The following is a 14,980-nucleotide window of genomic DNA, read 5'->3' on the forward strand; positions in this document are numbered from 1 at the left end:
ACATATCTGGCGTTGACTTTTGGCACGCTGTTGAGTTCTCAAGGAACGGACGCTTCCTTCGGACCGCCTTCCAGCGGGCCCTCCGGGCGCTTCGTCCTTTCGTGTTTCCAGCTTATCAGATGTTTTCCGCTCCGTTTACCGGGGCTTTTCGCATCCGAAATCTGGTGTTAACCGCCGAGTTGCGGCGACTCGACCAACCATAGCGGGTCGGCAGCCAGAGCGCGAATCGGGCTTGCCAGCGGGTCACCCGGGTGGCGGCACGATTTGTTGCTCTCGCGAGCATATACAGCAATGGTCCCGATTCGCCAAGATGCCTGTAGAGTGCGGCGCATCGACTGGGAGGACTAGACCAGTCGCGAGTCGGTGCGACGCCGGTCGGAAGGCGGGCGGGGGCGTGGGTCTTCACCCGGGAACATCAGCAGATGTCCGAACTTGACATGATTTAGGCTTCAGTTGATCGTGTGCCGCACCTCGCGGCCGCTCGCTGTATTGCGCACTTGGGAGGCACAACCATGACCACTGTGACGTCGCCGCTGACCGGCAAGGTCGTCGGGCTCGCCGGCGTGCCGGACCCGGTGTTCTCTGGTGCGATGGTCGGTCCGGGCACCGCGATCGACCCGGTCCGTCAGCCCACCGAGGCGGTCGCGCCGTTGGACGGCGTCGTGGTCTCCATGCACCCGCACGCCTTCGTCGTGGTGGACGCGGACGGGCACGGTGTGCTGACCCACCTGGGGATCGACACGGTTCAGCTCAATGGCGAGGGCTTCGAGCTGCTCGTCAAGAAGGGCGACACCGTGACCCGCGGTCAGGCCGTGATCCGGTGGGACCCGGCCGCCGTCGAGGCTGCGGGCAAGTCGCCGATCTCGCCGATCGTGGCGCTCGAGGCTGCTCTCGACTCGCTGGTCGACGTCCGCGAGGACGGCGCGGCCCAGGCGGGCGACAAGCTGTTCAGCTGGAGCTGACCTCTCAGTCACCGACACACAGCCGCCCCGCAGGAGTTGACGGGGCGACCCGGCACTCAGCGGTTCCCGGCGGGGCCGCTCCTCTCAGCGGAGATACAGGTAATGGAGAAGACACTGCGCGGCGTGGGTGTCAGCCACGGGGTCGCGATCGGCCAGGTGCGGCACATGGGCACGGCGGTCCTGGAGCCCCCGACCACCCAGGTCCCGACCGAGGACGCCCCGCGTGAGCAGGCGCGCGCCCAGGCGGCCGTCGAGGCGGTCGCCGCGGACCTGATCGCACGCGGCAACCTGGCGGGCGGCGAGGCGCAGGCGGTGCTCGAGGCCCAGGCACTGATGGCGCAGGACCCGGAGCTGATGGCCGACGTGTCCCGCCGGATCGCCGTCGGCAGCAGTGCCGAGCGCGGTGTGTACGACGCCTTCGCCGCCTACCGTGCGCTGCTGGCCTCCGCCGGGGAGTACCTGGCCGGTCGGGTCGCCGACCTGGACGACGTGCGCAACCGCATCGTGGCCCGGCTGCTGGGCGTGCCGATGCCGGGTGTGCCGGACAGCGACGAGCCGTACGTGCTGTTCGCGCGGGACCTCGCGCCGGCCGACACCGCGCTGCTGGACCCGACGCTGGTGCTCGGCTTCGTGACCGAGGAGGGCGGGCCGACCAGCCACAGCGCCATCCTGGCGCGGGCCATGGGCGTGCCGGCCGTGGTGGCGCTGGCGGGGGCGACGGAGGTCGCCGAGGGCACCGTCGTCGCCGTGGACGGCAGCTCGGGCGACGTCCTGCTGGACCCGTCGCAGGAGAAGCAGGAGGAGCTGCGGGCGATCGCCGCCGAGCGCAAGGCCGCGCTGGCCGCCTCCTCCGGTCCGGGGCAGACCTCGGACGGGCACCGGGTGCCGCTGCTGGCCAACGTCGGCGGCCCGGCGGACGTGCCGGCCGCGCTGGAGAACGGTGCGGAGGGCGTCGGCCTGTTCCGCACCGAGTTCCTGTTCCTGGACGACTCGGCACAGGCTCCCAGCGAGGAGAAGCAGGTCGAGGCGTACCGCAAGGTGCTGGAGGCCTTCCCGGAGGGCCGGGTCGTGGTCCGGGTGCTGGACGCGGGCGCGGACAAGCCGCTGGACTTCCTCACCCCCGCCGACGAGCCGAACCCGGCGCTGGGCGTGCGCGGTCTGCGCACCCTGCTCGAGCACCCGGAGGTGCTGGCCACCCAGCTGCGGGCGCTGGCGGCGGCGGCTGCGGGCCTGCCGGTGCACCTCGAGGTGATGGCCCCGATGGTGGCCGACCGCAAGGACGCCGGGGACTTCGCGGCCGCCTGCCGCAAGGCCGGGCTGGACGCCAAGTTCGGTGCCATGGTGGAGATTCCGTCGGCCGCGCTGCGGGCCCGGGCGATCCTGCAGGAGGTCGAGTTCCTGTCGCTGGGGACCAACGACCTGGCGCAGTACACCTTCGCGGCGGACCGTCAGGTCGGTGCGCTGGCCCGGCTGCAGGACCCGTGGCAGCCGGCGCTGCTGGACCTGATCGCCTCGGCCGCCGAGGCGGCGCAGGCGACCGGCAAGAGCTGTGGTGTCTGCGGCGAGGCGGCCTCGGACCCGCTGCTGGCCGTGGTGCTGACCGGTCTGGGCGTCACCAGCCTCTCCATGGGCTCCGCCTCGATCCCGTACGTGCGGACCATGCTCGCCAAGTACACGCTGGCGCAGTGCCGTCGGGCGGCCGAGGCGGCCCGGGCCGCGGACAGCGCCGAGGAGGCGCGGGTCGCGGCGCAGCAGGTGCTCTCCGGCGAATAGGACGTAGTACGTAGCGGAAGGGGCGCCCCCACCCGAGTTGCGGTGGGGGCGCCCCTTCGGCGTTCCTCGGGGCCGGTCAGGCCTGGCGGTCGACCCGGAGCTGCTCGAAGAAGCGCAGGTGGTCGAGGTTGTCGACGGAGCCGGGGTTGACGGCCTGCTCCAGCGGGGTGCCGGAGAGGATGCGCTTGACCGGGACCTCGATGCGCTTGCCGGTGAGGGTGTGCGGCAGGCCTCGGACGGCGATCACCTCGTCCGGGACGTGGCGCGGGGAGAGTTCGGTGCGCAGTGAGGTGCGGATCCGGCCGATGACGTCCTGGTCGAGTTCCGCGCCGGGGGCGAGGACGACGAACAGCGGCATCCAGTAGCCGCCGTCGGGTTCCTCCAGGCCGATGACCAGGGATTCGGCGATCTCGGGGAGGCGCTCGACCACCTCGTAGATGTCCGCGGAGCCCATCCGGACGCCCTGGCGGTTGAGGGTGGAGTCGGAGCGGCCGTGGATGACGACGGTGCCGCGGGAGGTGACGGTGATCCAGTCGCCGTGGCGCCAGATGCCGGGGTAGGTGTCGAAGTAGCTGTCGTGGTACCGGGTGCCCTCGGGGTCGTTCCAGAAGCCGGTGGGCATGGACGGGATGGGCTTGGTGACGACGAGTTCGCCGACGGTGTCGGTGTGCGGGTGCCCCTGGACGTCCCAGGACTCGACGGCGGCGCCGAGGCAGGGGGCCTGGATCTCGCCGAGGTACACCGGCAGGGTGGGGACGCCGCCGACGAAGCAGGAGCAGACGTCGGTGCCGCCGCTGACCGAGGCGAGCCAGACGTCCTGCTTGACCTCCTCGTAGATCCAGCGGAAGCCGTCGGGCGGGAGCGGGGAGCCGGTGGTGCCGATGCAGCGGACGGCGGAGAGGTCGAGGTCACGGCCGGGGTGCAGCTCGGCCTTGCGGCTGGCGATGACGTAGGCCGCGGAGGTGCCGAGGACGGTGGCGCGGGTGCGGGCGGCGACGGACCACAGGGCGCCGGTGTCCGGGTGGCCGGGGCTGCCGTCGTAGGTGACGATCGTGGCTCCGACGAGGAGGCCGGCCAGCAGGAAGTTCCACATCATCCAGCCGGTGGAGGTGTACCAGAGGAAGCGGTCCTGGGGGCCGAGGTCGAGGTGGAGGCCCGCCTGCTTGAGGTGTTCGAGCAGGATGCCGCCCTGGCTCTGGACGATGGCCTTGGGCAGGCCGGTGGTGCCGGAGGAGTAGAGGACCCAGAGCGGGTGGTCGAAGGGGACGGGCTCGAAGACCGGTGCCACGTCGTCGGCGACGAGGTCGTCCCACTGGAGGGCGCCGTCGGGGGCGGGGGCGCCGAGCAGCGGGACGTGCACGACGGTGTGCAGGCTGGGGAGTTCGCGGCGCAGCTCGGCGACGACCTCGGTGCGGTCGTGGTCCTTGCCGCCGTAGTGGTAGCCGTCGATGGCGAAGAGGACGGCGGGTTCGATCTGCTGGAGGCGGTCGAGGACGCTGCGGGCGCCGAAGTCGGGGGCGCAGCTGGTCCAGATCGCGCCGACGGCGGCGGTGGCGAGGAGGGCGACGGCGGCCTGCGGGACGTTGGGCAGGTAGGCGCCGACCCGGTCGCCGGGGCCGATGCCGCGGGCGCGCAGGGCGGCGGCCAGCGAGCCGACCTGGCGGCGGAGTTCGGACCAGGTGAGGACGGCCGGCTGCTCGGTGGTCTCGTCGAGGTGGAGGATCGCCGGGCGGTCGGCGCTGGCAGGGTCCTCGGCGGCGCGCAGGGCGTGCTCGGCGTAGTTGAGGCGGGCGCCGGGGAACCAGCGGGCGCCGGGCATGGCCGGGTCGGCGAGGACGGCCTCGGGGACCTCGGTGAAGCGGACGTCGAACCATTGGGTGACCGCGGTCCAGAAGCGGTCGAGGTCGGCGGTGGACCAGGCGTGCAGGTCGGCGTAGCGCTGGGCGGCCTGCTGGTCGTCGGCGGCCGGGGCCAGCGGGGCGGCCGGGGCGCCGTGGTGTTCGGCGGCCCAGGCCTGGAAGGCCACCAGGCTGGTGGCGGCGGCGCGAGCGGGGTTGGGGCGCCAGAGCGGCTGGTCCTGGGTTGGGGTGCTCACGGTGGTGGTCTCCCGGCCGGTGGTGGGGACGGGTGAGCTCGTGGCCAACCCGTCCGGTTGGGCTGTCGGTGCAGACCATGCCATGTGAGCGCCCGCTGCGCCAGGGTTGGCCGGGACGTGACCTGCGGCTCAGCGGGGGGTGAACTCGCCGTCGAACCAGCGGCGCAGGATGCCGTTGTGGAAGTCCCAGACGAGTGGGGTTTCGGCGGTGGCGAGCAGCCAGCCCTCGGTCTCGTCGGTGGGGCGTGAGGGCGGGAGCTCGGCGAGCGGGCGGGCGGGGAGGAGTCCGCAGAGCATGACGAAGCGGCCGTTGGGGTCGGAGGCCATGTGGATCAGGCGGACGTCGGCGGCGTCGGCCAGGATGCCGGTCTCCTCGCCGAGTTCGCGCACGCAGGCCTGCTGCCAGCTCTCGCCGTAGTCCATGTAGCCGCCGGGGAAGGCGAGTTCGCCGTAGCCGGGTTCGATGGTGCGGCGGATGACGACCAGGGCCGGGTCGGCGTCGGGCCGGGTGACGGGGAGGACGGTGACCGCGACGGGCAGCGGGTTGCGGTAGCTGATCTCGGCGCAGCCGGGGCAGGTGCGGGGCCAGGCGTCGGTGCCGGGCGGGTACGGCGTGCCGCAGAAGTGGCAGTGGGAGAAGGGCCGGTGGGCGGTCTGCGTCGCTTCGTCGGTGGTCATGGCCGGATCGTAGCCCTCTCGCTCAGTGGGCCTGGTCGGTGGCGGCGGGCTCGGCCTGTGCGGGCTCGGTTTCGGCGGGCTCCTCGCGGGCGGGGCGGAGCAGGGCGGGGTGGAGCAGGCGGGCGTCGCCGGCGTGGTAGGTGCGGGCGCGGGGGCCACCGCGGGCGCCGCCGCGCTCGGTGGTGCAGCCGGTGCTCTCGACGAAGCCGGGGACGGAGAGGACCTTGCGGTGGAAGTTGCCGGGGTGGAGCTTTTCGTCCCAGACGGCTTCGTAGACGGCGCGCAGGTCGGGGATGGTGAAGTCGTGGGGCAGGAAGGCGGTGGCGAGCGGGCTGTACTCCAGTTTGGCGCGCACCCGGTCCAGACCGTCGGCGAGGATGCGGGCGTGGTCGAAGGCCAGCGGGATCGGCCGCGGTGCGACCGCGGCGGGGCCGGTGTGCCCGTCGACGCCACCCCCGTGGGTGTCGACGGGCGCACCGGCGGCTGGGGCGCGGTCGCAGGACCGCGGGGCCAGATCGAGGTCGGCGACCGGGTGCCAGGCGGCGGCCGCGGCGTCCGTCCCGGCCTGCGGGTCGGGCAGGTCCGGGGCGAAGGCGAGGTAGGCGACGGAGACGACGTGCATCCGCGGGTCCCGCTCAGGGGCGCCGTAGGTACCGAGCTGTTCGAGGTGCAGGCGGTGGAACGCGGTCTCGGTCTCGGAGGCGCCCTGCAGGCCCGTCTCCTCGGCGAGTTCGCGGGCGGCGGCCTCGTCCAGGTCCTCCTCCCCCGCCCGCAGGAAGCCGCCGGGTAGCGCCCAGCGGCCCTGGTGGGGCGGGGCGCCGCGTTCGACCAGCAGCACGTGCAGCCGGCCGTGCCGCAGCGTGAGGGCGACCACGTCGACGGTGACGGCGATCGGGGCGTAGGCGCGCGGGTCGTACGCGGCGAGCCACTCCTGCTCGTCCGTGGGTCCGGCGGCGGGCTGGGGGGACGGTTCGTCCGCTGCCATCGCCGGCTCCTCTCCGCGCCCTGCCGGGGGCACCTGTCGCTGTCGTTCTCGGGATGAGCACAACGTAACGACTTCGTTCCCCGGCGGCAAACGGTTTTCCGGGTCCCCGGTGGCGTCCGGCTTCTAGGCTGTGACCAGGAACGATCGCGCCGAGGAGGCCGAGATGCCCACTGCTCCCCCACCGGACTTCGCCGCGGCGCTGGCGGCCGGTCCGCTCGTGCTGGACGGCGGGATGTCCAACCAGCTGGCGGCGGCCGGGCACGACCTGTCGGACCGGCTGTGGTCGGCGCGGCTGCTCGCGGACGACCCGGAGGCGGTGGTCGCGGCGCACCGGGCGTACTTCGCGGCCGGCGCCGAGGTCGCGATCACGGCGAGCTACCAGGCGAGCTTCGAGGGCTTCGCCCGGCGCGGGGTGGGGCACGCGGCGGCGGCCCGGCTACTGGCGAGCAGTGTGGAGCTGGCCCGGGAGGCGGTGCGGGCCGAACCGGGCGGGCGGCGGCGCTGGGTAGCGGCCTCGGTGGGTCCGTACGGGGCGGTGCTGGCGGACGGTTCGGAGTACCGGGGCCGGTACGGGCTGAGCCACGCGGAGTTGGTGGCCTTCCACCGGCCGCGGCTGGAGGTGCTGGCGGCGGCCCGGCCGGACGTGCTGGCGCTGGAGACGGTGCCGGACGCGGACGAGGCCCGGGCGCTGCTGGAGCTGGTGCGCGGGCTGGGGGTGCCGGCCTGGCTGTCGTACAGCGTGGCGGACGGCCGGACCAGGGCCGGGCAGCCGCTGGCGGAGGCGTTCGCGCTGGCGGCGGAGGTGGACGAGGTGCTCGCGGTGGGCGTCAACTGCTGCACGCCGAGGGACGCGGACCTGGCGGTGGCGGTGGCCGCCGAGGTGACCGGGAAGCCGGTGGTGGTGTACCCGAACAGCGGGGAGCGGTGGGACCCGGAGCGCCGGGACTGGCGCGGGGAGCCGACCTTCCGCTCGGCCCGGGTGGGCGGCTGGCTGGCGGACGGCGCGCGGCTGGTCGGTGGCTGCTGCCGGGTCGGTCCGGACGGGATCGCCGCGCTGGCGGCCGAGGTGACCGTGCGGCGCGGGGCGCTCAGCTGTATGGAGGGGTAGCGCCCGTCCTGGGCACGGGCCGAGGGGCGCGGAAGGTTAACACCCGGCCGAGCACGGGTTACCGAGGGGGAAGGTGCACGGACGGACGGCGGCCTGGCAGACTCGTCCCGTCACCACTGTGGTCGACAATGTCGACCGCCTGTCAGCGCGGAGGTATCCCATGCCCGGCCCGATCCAGTCGCTCTCCCGGGCCGCCGCGATCATGCGCCTGCTGGCCGGCGGTGAGCGCCGCCTGGGCCTGTCCGAGGTCGCGACCGCCCTGAACCTCGCCAAGGGCACCGCGCACGGCATCCTGCGCACGCTGCAGCAGGAGGGGTTCGTCGAGCAGGACCCGGAGAGTGGCAAGTACCAGCTGGGCGCCGAACTGCTGCGGCTCGGGCAGAGCTACCTGGACGTGCACGAGCTGCGGGCGCGGGCGCTGGTGTGGGCGGACGACCTGGCCCGGGCGGCCGGCGAGACCGTCTACCTGGGGGTGCTGCACCAGCAGGGCGTGCTGATCGTGCACCACGTCTTCCGACCCGACGACACCCGGCAGGTGCTGGAGGTCGGTTCGATGCAGCCGCTGCACAGCACCGCGATCGGCAAGGTGCTGGTGGCCTACGACCCGGTCGCGCGCGGGGAGTTGGGCGACGGGCCGTACGAGTCGTACACCCTGCGGACGTTGACCGGGGCGGCCGACCTGGACGCCGAGTGCGCGCTGATCCGCGAGCGCGGCTGGGCGGACTCGGTGGAGGAGACCTGGGAGGGCGTGGCCTCGATCGCCGCGCTGATCCAGGACCGTCGGCGCAACCCGGTGGGCGCGGTGTGCATCAACGGGCCGGTGGAACGGGTCTGCGAGGACGGCTTCGTGAAGCCCTCGCTGGTGGCCTCGGTGCGCAGCGCGGCGCGGGCGATCTCCCGCGACCTGGGCGCCGGGCGGTTCTGAGCACGAAGGTCAATTCGTCACGCTGAGGCGCGGACGGGCGGTGAGCCTGTCCGCGCCTTGGCGTTTTGTCCGGATTCGGGGCACTCCGCTGGGTAACTTCGGGGACACCACCGAGGGAAGGGTCACAGCTGCGTAACCCTGCCTTGACGTGGGGCCGACCTGGGGAGGAAGCTTCCGCATGACGGTCGACATTGTCGAACGATGGCCGAGAAGATCACTCCCACAGCGCGCTCACCCGCACCGGGATCGACCGGCCACCCGCCCCCACCCGCACCTCCGGGCCATGACAAGGGAGTCTTTGTGTCCGCGTTCTCCAACGGCGACGTCTTCGTCGGCGAAACCCTCGGCACCGCCGCCCTGATACTCCTCGGCGGTGGCGTCTGCGCCGCCGTGACCCTCAAGAAGTCGAAGGCCGTCAACGCCGGCTGGCTGGCGATCACCTTCGGCTGGGGCTTCGCGGTCCTCGTCGCGGCCTACATGACCGGCGCCAAGTCCGGCGCCCACCTCAACCCGGCCGTCACCATCGCGCTCGCGGTCAAGAGCGGCGACTGGAGCCAGGTGCCGCTCTACATCGGCTCCCAGATGCTCGGCGCGATGATCGGCGCCGTGCTGGTCTGGCTCACCTACCTCGGCCAGTTCCAGGCCAACAAGGAGCCCACCCTCGGCATCTTCTCGACCGGGCCCGAGATCCGGAACCCGATCCAGAACGTGGTCACCGAGGTCATCGGCACCTTCGTGCTCTGCATGGCGATCCTCACCCTCAGCCCGGCGCTCGGCGCCGGCGGCACCGCGGTCGTCTCGATCGTCGTGGTCAGCATCGGCCTCTCGCTCGGCGGCCCGACCGGCTACGCCATCAACCCGGCCCGTGACCTGGGCCCGCGCATCGTGCACTCGCTGCTGCCGATCCCGAACAAGGGCGGCTCCGACTGGTCCTACGCCTGGGTCCCGGTCGTCGGCCCGATCCTGGGCGGCCTCGCGGCCGGCGGCGTGTACAACGCCCTCTACTAAAGGCCGGGTTGGAACCCGCCGAGCACGGGGACTGACACGGACGGGCGTCCACCGAACGTCCGTGTCAGGCCCACCCGCCCCGTAACCCCCCGAAACCGAGCCGAGGACCCTCCATGACCTCCACTGGCAACTACATCGCCGCGATCGACCAGGGCACCACCTCCAGCCGCTGCATCGTCTTCGGCGCCGACGGCCGGATCGTCGCCGTCGACCAGCAGGAGCACCGGCAGATCTTCCCCCAGCCCGGCTACGTCGAGCACGACGCCGCCGAGATCTGGACCCGGGTGCAGTCGGTCGTCCGCGGTGCGCTGGAGAAGGCCGGCCTGACCAAGGACGACATCCGCGCGATCGGCATCACCAACCAGCGCGAGACCACCGTCCTGTGGGACAAGAACACCGGTGAGCCGGTGCACAACGCGCTGGTGTGGCAGGACACCCGCACCGAGGCGCTCTGCCGCGAGCTGGGCCGCAACGTCGGCCAGGACCGCTTCCGCCGCGAGACCGGCCTCCCGCTGGCCAGCTACTTCGCCGGCCCGAAGATCCGCTGGCTGCTGGACAACGTCGAGGGCCTGCGCGAGCGCGCCGAGGCCGGCGACATCCTGTTCGGCACCATGGACACCTGGGTGATCTGGAACCTCACCGGTGGTGTCAACGGCGGCAAGCACGTCACCGACGTGACCAACGCCAGCCGCACCATGCTGATGAACCTGAAGACGCTGGCCTGGGACGAGAGCATCGCCGAGTCGATGGGCGTGCCGATGGCCGTCCTGCCGGAGATCCGCTCCTCCGCCGAGGTGTACGGCGAGGCCGTCGGCGACCTGGCCGGCGTCCCGGTCGCCTCCGCGCTCGGCGACCAGCAGGCCGCGCTGTTCGGCCAGACCTGCTTCGACGAGGGCGAGGCCAAGTCCACCTACGGCACCGGCACCTTCCTGCTGCTGAACACCGGCGAGAAGATCGTCAACTCGTACCACGGCCTGCTGACCACGGTCGGCTACCGGATCGGCGACCAGGCCCCGGTGTACGCGCTGGAGGGCTCGATCGCCGTCACCGGCTCGCTCGTCCAGTGGCTGCGCGACCAGCTCGGCATCATCTCCACCGCCGCCGAGATCGAGACCCTCGCCAACACCGTCGAGGACAACGGCGGTGCCTACTTCGTCCCGGCCTTCTCCGGCCTGTTCGCTCCGTACTGGCGCTCCGACGCCCGCGGTGTGATCGCCGGTCTGACCCGGTACGTCACCAAGGGCCACCTGGCCCGGGCCGTCCTGGAGGCCACCGCCTGGCAGACCCGCGAGGTCGTCGACGCCATGCAGAAGGACTCCGGGGTCGAGCTCACCGCCCTCAAGGTCGACGGCGGCATGACCAGCAACAACCTGCTCATGCAGAACATCGCCGACGTCCTGGACGCCCCGGTCGAGCGCCCGTACGTGGCCGAGACCACCGCCCTCGGCGCGGCCTACGCGGCCGGACTCGCCGTCGGCTTCTGGAACGACCTCGACACCCTGCGGGCCAACTGGCACCGCGCCGCCGAGTGGACCCCGCGCATGGACGAGGCCACCCGGGAGCGTGAGTACAAGAAGTGGCTCAAGGCCGTGGAGCGCACCATGGGCTGGGTGGAGGAGGAAGAGAACAACTGACCGACAAGCCGGTCGGGGCTCGGTGCCCCGGCCGGCCGCCCGCTGTTCCGGCAACGGGCGTCACCGCGCTTCACCGGCCCGCCGCACCGGGCCGACCGGCCCCTCCCGCAGGGGCCGCACCGCACACGAGAGGAGTAACGGCCCGCCCGCGCCGCGGGCCGTACACAACCACCATGGCAACCATCCCGACCCTGGGTGCCGAGCGCACCGCCGGCCGCACCGCCTCCCGCGCCGAGACCCGTGAACTGCTCGGCAAGGCCACCTACGACCTGCTGGTGATCGGGGGCGGCATCCTCGGCACGGCCGTCGCCTGGACCGCGTCCCAGGCCGGCCTGAAGGTCGCCATGGTCGACGCCGGCGACTTCGCCGGTGCCACCTCCAGCGCCTCGTCCAAGCTGGTCCACGGCGGTCTGCGCTACCTGCAGACCGGCGCGGTCAAGCTGGTCGCGGAGAACCACAAGGAGCGCCGCGCGCTCTCCACCGACGTGGCCCCGCACCTGGTCAACCCGCTGACCTTCTTCGTGCCGGTCTACAAGGGCGGCCCGCACGGCGCGGCCAAGCTCGGCGCCGGCGTGTTCCTGTACTCGGCGCTGTCCGCCTTCCGCGACGGCATGGGCCGGGTCTCCACCGCCGCCCACGCCGCCCAGCAGGTGCCCGCGCTGCGCACCGAGGGCCTGCGCTCGGTGGCCGTCTACGGCGACCACCAGATGAACGACTCGCGCGTCGCGGTGATGACCGTGCGCGCGGCCGTCGACGCCGGCGCCGTGGTGCTCAACCACGCCGAGGTCACCGGCCTGCGCTTCACCGGCGGCCGGGTCACCGGCGCGGAGCTGCGCGACCGCCTGGACGGCAGCGAGTTCGGCGTCAACGCCCGCCTGGTGCTCAACGCCACCGGCCCGTGGGTGGACCACCTGCGCAAGATGGAGGACGCCGGCGCCGCGCCGTCGATCCGCCTCTCCAAGGGCGCCCACGTCGTGGTCAAGCGCCGCTCGCCGTGGCGCGCCGCGCTGACCATCCCGATCGACAAGTACCGCGTCTCCTTCGCCATCCCGTGGGAGGACCACGTCCTGCTCGGGACCACCGACGAGGAGTACACCGGCGACCCGAAGGACGTCCGGGCCACCGACGCCGACATCGACCAGATCATGGGCGAGGCCGCGCACGCGATCCGCGACGAGCACCTCGACCGCGACCTGATCACCTACTCCTTCGCCGGTCTGCGCGTGCTGCCCGGCGGCCCCGGCGACACCGCCGCCGCGAAGCGCGAGACCGTCGTCACCGAGGGCCGCGGCGGCATGCTGTCGGTCTCCGGCGGCAAGTGGACCACCTACCGGCACATCGGCCGCACCGTGCTGGAGAAGCTGGCCCACGTGCCCGGCACCAGCCTCGGCGAGGACATGTCCCCGATCGCCCCGACCGTCCCGCTCCCCGGCGTCGGCGCGCCGAACGCGGTGGCGCACCGCCTGCTGATCGACCGCGAGCCGGGCTCGCGGATGGAGCCGCTGGTGGCCAAGCACCTGGCCAGCCACTACGGCACCCTCTCCTTCGAGATCGCCCGCATGATCGACGAGAACCCGGAGCTCGGCCGGCCGATCCACGAGGACGGTCCGGACGTCTGGGCGCAGGTCGCCTACGCGGCCGACAACGAGTGGGCGTACACCGCGGACGACGTGCTGCGGCGCCGCACCACCATGACGGTGCGCGGGCTGGACACTCCGGAGATCCGGGGCGAGGTCGAGGCCTTCCTCGCGAAGCGTGGGAACAAGTAAGCACGGCCTCGCGAAGCGTGGGAACAAGTAAGCACAGCCTCGCGAAGCGTGGGAACAAGTAAGTAACTGCTGTACGGCGGGTGGGCGTTCGGGGATTCCCCGGGCGCCCGCCCGCCGTTTCGCTACATGACGGCGCCGGCCTTGACCACGTGCCTGAGGTGCTTATCCGGGCGGGTCAGCACGGTGAGATCCGCCAGCGGGTCGCCGTCGACGATGAGGAGGTCGGCGTGGGCACCCGGGGCCAGGGTGCCGATCTCCCCCGCCATGCCGAGCAGCCGGGCCGCCGTGGTGGTCGCCGAGCGGAGGATGTCGGCGGGCGGCTGGACCTCGGCGCGGATCGTGAACTCCTCCAGCTGCGCCGGGTGCAGCGGGCCGAGCAGGTCGCTGCCGTACACCAGGTTGACGCCCGCGCGGTGGGCGCGTTCCAGGGCGGCCAGGCCCTGGTCGCGAACCTCGGCCAACTTGCCGAGCGAGGCCGGCGGCAGGCCGGAGCCGGCGCCGAGCCTGGCCGTCTGCACATAAGCGACCAGAGTGGGCACGAGGAAGGCGTCGCGCTCCAGCAGCAGCGCGATGTTGGCGTCGTCGAGCAGGTTGCCGTGCTCGACGCAGCGCACCCCCGCCCGCAGGGCGCGGTCGATCGCCCGCGGGTGGTAGGCGTGCACGGTGACGTAGCGGTTGTGGTTCTCCGCCTCCTCGACGGCCGCCCGGATCTCCTCCTCGCTGTACTGGACGGCGGCGATCTCGTCGTGCGGCGAGGCGACGCCGCCGGAGAGCAGGACCTTGAGATGGGCGGCGCCCTTGCGGAACTCGTCCCGGGCGGCGGCGCGGACGGCGTCCACGCCGTCGGCGATCCGGCCGAAGTTGGGGCGGGACTCGCAGCAGGGCACCGAGTCGTCCCCGAGCGGGCGAAGGTCGCCATGGCCGCCGGTCTGGGAGAGCGCCTTGCCGCCGAAAATCAGCCGCGGACCGAGCGCGAAGCCCTCGTCCAGGGCCCGGGCCATGCCGTGGTCGGCGCCGCCCACGTCGCGGACGGTGGTGAAACCGCGGCGCAGCATCCGCTCGGCCTCGGCGAGGGCTCGGACCGTGAGGTAGCCGGGGGTCCAGTTCGCCACCGCGGTGAGGTCGAGGGTGGTGACCAGCAGGTGGACGTGGGCGTCGATCAGGCCGGGCAGGACCGTGCCGCCCCGCGCGTCGACCACCCGGACCCCGTCGGGCGCGGCGGGCGGGCGGCCGGTGCCGGTGGCGGCGATCCGGCCGTCGGCGGCCTCCAGCCAGCCGAGGTCGGTGCGGGCGCCGTCCTCGGGGTGGAGCAGGTGGGCGTTGGTGATCAGCAGACGGTTCACGCGGTGGTCCCCTCCAGTTCAGTACGTGCCGTATTGAATACGACCCGTACTGAATACACCATGTATCGTTCTGCTGTGAACCCATCGCCCACCGATCCCGCCGCGCCCCGGCCGCCGCGCCGCCGCGTCCACACCCGGGCCCGGCTGCTCGCCGCGGCGAGCGAGCTGTTCCTCACCGTCGGCTTCGCGCGCACGAGCATCGAGGACGTCTGCGGCGCCGCCGGGTACACCCGCGGGGCCTTCTACTCGAACTTCGGCAGCAAGGAGGACCTGCTGCTGGCGCTCTTCGACGACCGGGCCGCCGAACGGATGGCCGAGCTGGAGCAGCTCGCCGCCGCCTGCGAGGCGCTGGCGCCGCGGGAGCGGGCCCGGCTGCTGGTCGAGGCGCTGCTGCGGGTCGAGCCCGCCGAAACCGGGTGGATCCTGCTGTTCCTGGAGTTCCGGCTGGTCGCGGCCCGGTCCGAGGCGCTGGCCGAGCAGGTCGCCGTGCACGACCGGACGCTGGCGCGGGCGGCGGCGGACCTCCTGGAGCGGGCGCTGCCCGAGCTGGTGCCCCCCGGGGCGAACGCCCGTCAGGCGGCGGCCGTCATCCTGGCGGCGCGCGAGGGGCTGCTGGCCCGTACGGCGGCGGGCGGCGCGGTGGCCGAGGAGCTGATGGCGGCGACCGAGGCGGTGCTGTCGGGCCTGCTGGGGCGTTGAC

General features: G+C 72.9%; 12 protein-coding genes. 8 read left to right on the forward strand and 4 right to left on the reverse strand.

Going from position 1 to position 14,980, the window contains the following annotated elements; all coding sequences use genetic code 11:
* Positions 1-512: 512 nt before the first annotated feature.
* A complete protein-coding gene (locus ACWCYO_RS33365) occupies positions 513-962 on the forward strand; it encodes a PTS sugar transporter subunit IIA (protein ID WP_270141806.1) in 450 nt (149 codons plus the stop codon).
* 102 nt (positions 963-1,064) lie between these two features.
* Positions 1,065-2,735 carry a phosphoenolpyruvate--protein phosphotransferase gene (gene ptsP / locus ACWCYO_RS33370; protein WP_270141808.1) on the forward strand — a complete coding sequence of 557 codons (1,671 nt, stop codon included), beginning with the start codon at positions 1,065-1,067 and terminating at the stop codon, positions 2,733-2,735.
* A 76-nt stretch (positions 2,736-2,811) separates the two neighbouring features.
* Here the strand turns inward: ptsP and ACWCYO_RS33375 are convergent, their stop codons facing one another.
* From ACWCYO_RS33375 to ACWCYO_RS33385, 3 genes are read right to left on the reverse strand one after another with little or no spacing between them, the layout of a single operon-like run.
* Positions 2,812-4,914: an acetoacetate--CoA ligase gene (locus ACWCYO_RS33375; protein WP_449786311.1), complete on the reverse strand. Its 2,103-nt coding sequence runs from the start codon at positions 4,912-4,914 to the stop codon at positions 2,812-2,814.
* Positions 4,915-4,959: 45 nt separating this feature from the next.
* The gene (locus tag ACWCYO_RS33380) at positions 4,960-5,508 is read right to left on the reverse strand and encodes an NUDIX domain-containing protein (RefSeq protein ID WP_270141812.1); all 549 of its coding nucleotides are present in this window, start codon (positions 5,506-5,508) and stop codon (positions 4,960-4,962) included.
* A 22-nt stretch (positions 5,509-5,530) separates the two neighbouring features.
* Positions 5,531-6,493: an NUDIX hydrolase gene (locus tag ACWCYO_RS33385; RefSeq protein ID WP_449786312.1), complete on the reverse strand. Its 963-nt coding sequence runs from the start codon at positions 6,491-6,493 to the stop codon at positions 5,531-5,533.
* Between the two features lie 163 nt (positions 6,494-6,656).
* Between ACWCYO_RS33385 and mmuM the strand changes: the two genes are divergently transcribed.
* The 5 genes from mmuM (at position 6,657) to ACWCYO_RS33410 (ending at position 12,937) form a co-directional block, all read left to right on the forward strand.
* Positions 6,657-7,601 carry a homocysteine S-methyltransferase gene (gene mmuM, locus ACWCYO_RS33390; RefSeq protein ID WP_449786313.1) on the forward strand — a complete coding sequence of 315 codons (945 nt, stop codon included), beginning with the start codon at positions 6,657-6,659 and terminating at the stop codon, positions 7,599-7,601.
* A gap of 160 nt (positions 7,602-7,761) precedes the next feature.
* Positions 7,762-8,526 (forward strand): IclR family transcriptional regulator, encoded by a 765-nt coding sequence (locus ACWCYO_RS33395; protein WP_270141817.1) that lies wholly within the window; start codon positions 7,762-7,764, stop codon positions 8,524-8,526.
* Between the two features lie 300 nt (positions 8,527-8,826).
* On the forward strand, positions 8,827-9,534 hold the full coding sequence (locus tag ACWCYO_RS33400) for an MIP/aquaporin family protein (RefSeq protein WP_270141819.1): 708 nt from the start codon (positions 8,827-8,829) through the stop codon (positions 9,532-9,534).
* Between the two features lie 113 nt (positions 9,535-9,647).
* Positions 9,648-11,168 carry a glycerol kinase GlpK gene (gene glpK / locus ACWCYO_RS33405; protein WP_270141820.1) on the forward strand — a complete coding sequence of 507 codons (1,521 nt, stop codon included), beginning with the start codon at positions 9,648-9,650 and terminating at the stop codon, positions 11,166-11,168.
* A gap of 173 nt (positions 11,169-11,341) precedes the next feature.
* Positions 11,342-12,937: a glycerol-3-phosphate dehydrogenase/oxidase gene (locus tag ACWCYO_RS33410; protein ID WP_270141822.1), complete on the forward strand. Its 1,596-nt coding sequence runs from the start codon at positions 11,342-11,344 to the stop codon at positions 12,935-12,937.
* A 122-nt stretch (positions 12,938-13,059) separates the two neighbouring features.
* Here the strand turns inward: ACWCYO_RS33410 and ACWCYO_RS33415 are convergent, their stop codons facing one another.
* Complete coding sequence (locus tag ACWCYO_RS33415; protein ID WP_270141824.1) at positions 13,060-14,280, reverse strand: metal-dependent hydrolase family protein; 1,221 nt, start codon at positions 14,278-14,280, stop codon at positions 13,060-13,062.
* 75 nt (positions 14,281-14,355) lie between these two features.
* Here ACWCYO_RS33415 and ACWCYO_RS33420 point away from each other — a divergent pair, with 75 nt between their 5' ends.
* Entirely contained in the window at positions 14,356-14,979 is a 624-nt protein-coding gene (locus tag ACWCYO_RS33420) for a TetR/AcrR family transcriptional regulator (protein WP_270141826.1), read from the forward strand.
* Position 14,980: the final 1 nt, after the last annotated feature.

The organism is Kitasatospora sp. NPDC001683, from assembly GCF_053596495.1.

Coding starts and splice junctions, on each gene's coding strand:
- glpK (WP_270141820.1), top strand. CDS start 9,648: ATGACCTCCACTGGCAACTACATCGCCGCGATCGACCAGGGCACCACC.
- ACWCYO_RS33395 (WP_270141817.1), top strand. CDS start 7,762: ATGCCCGGCCCGATCCAGTCGCTCTCCCGGGCCGCCGCGATCATGCGC.
- ptsP (WP_270141808.1), top strand. CDS start 1,065: ATGGAGAAGACACTGCGCGGCGTGGGTGTCAGCCACGGGGTCGCGATC.
- ACWCYO_RS33365 (WP_270141806.1), top strand. CDS start 513: ATGACCACTGTGACGTCGCCGCTGACCGGCAAGGTCGTCGGGCTCGCC.
- ACWCYO_RS33380 (WP_270141812.1), bottom strand. CDS start 5,508: ATGACCACCGACGAAGCGACGCAGACCGCCCACCGGCCCTTCTCCCAC.
- ACWCYO_RS33410 (WP_270141822.1), top strand. CDS start 11,342: ATGGCAACCATCCCGACCCTGGGTGCCGAGCGCACCGCCGGCCGCACC.
- ACWCYO_RS33385 (WP_449786312.1), bottom strand. CDS start 6,493: ATGGCAGCGGACGAACCGTCCCCCCAGCCCGCCGCCGGACCCACGGAC.
- ACWCYO_RS33375 (WP_449786311.1), bottom strand. CDS start 4,914: ATGGCATGGTCTGCACCGACAGCCCAACCGGACGGGTTGGCCACGAGC.
- mmuM (WP_449786313.1), top strand. CDS start 6,657: ATGCCCACTGCTCCCCCACCGGACTTCGCCGCGGCGCTGGCGGCCGGT.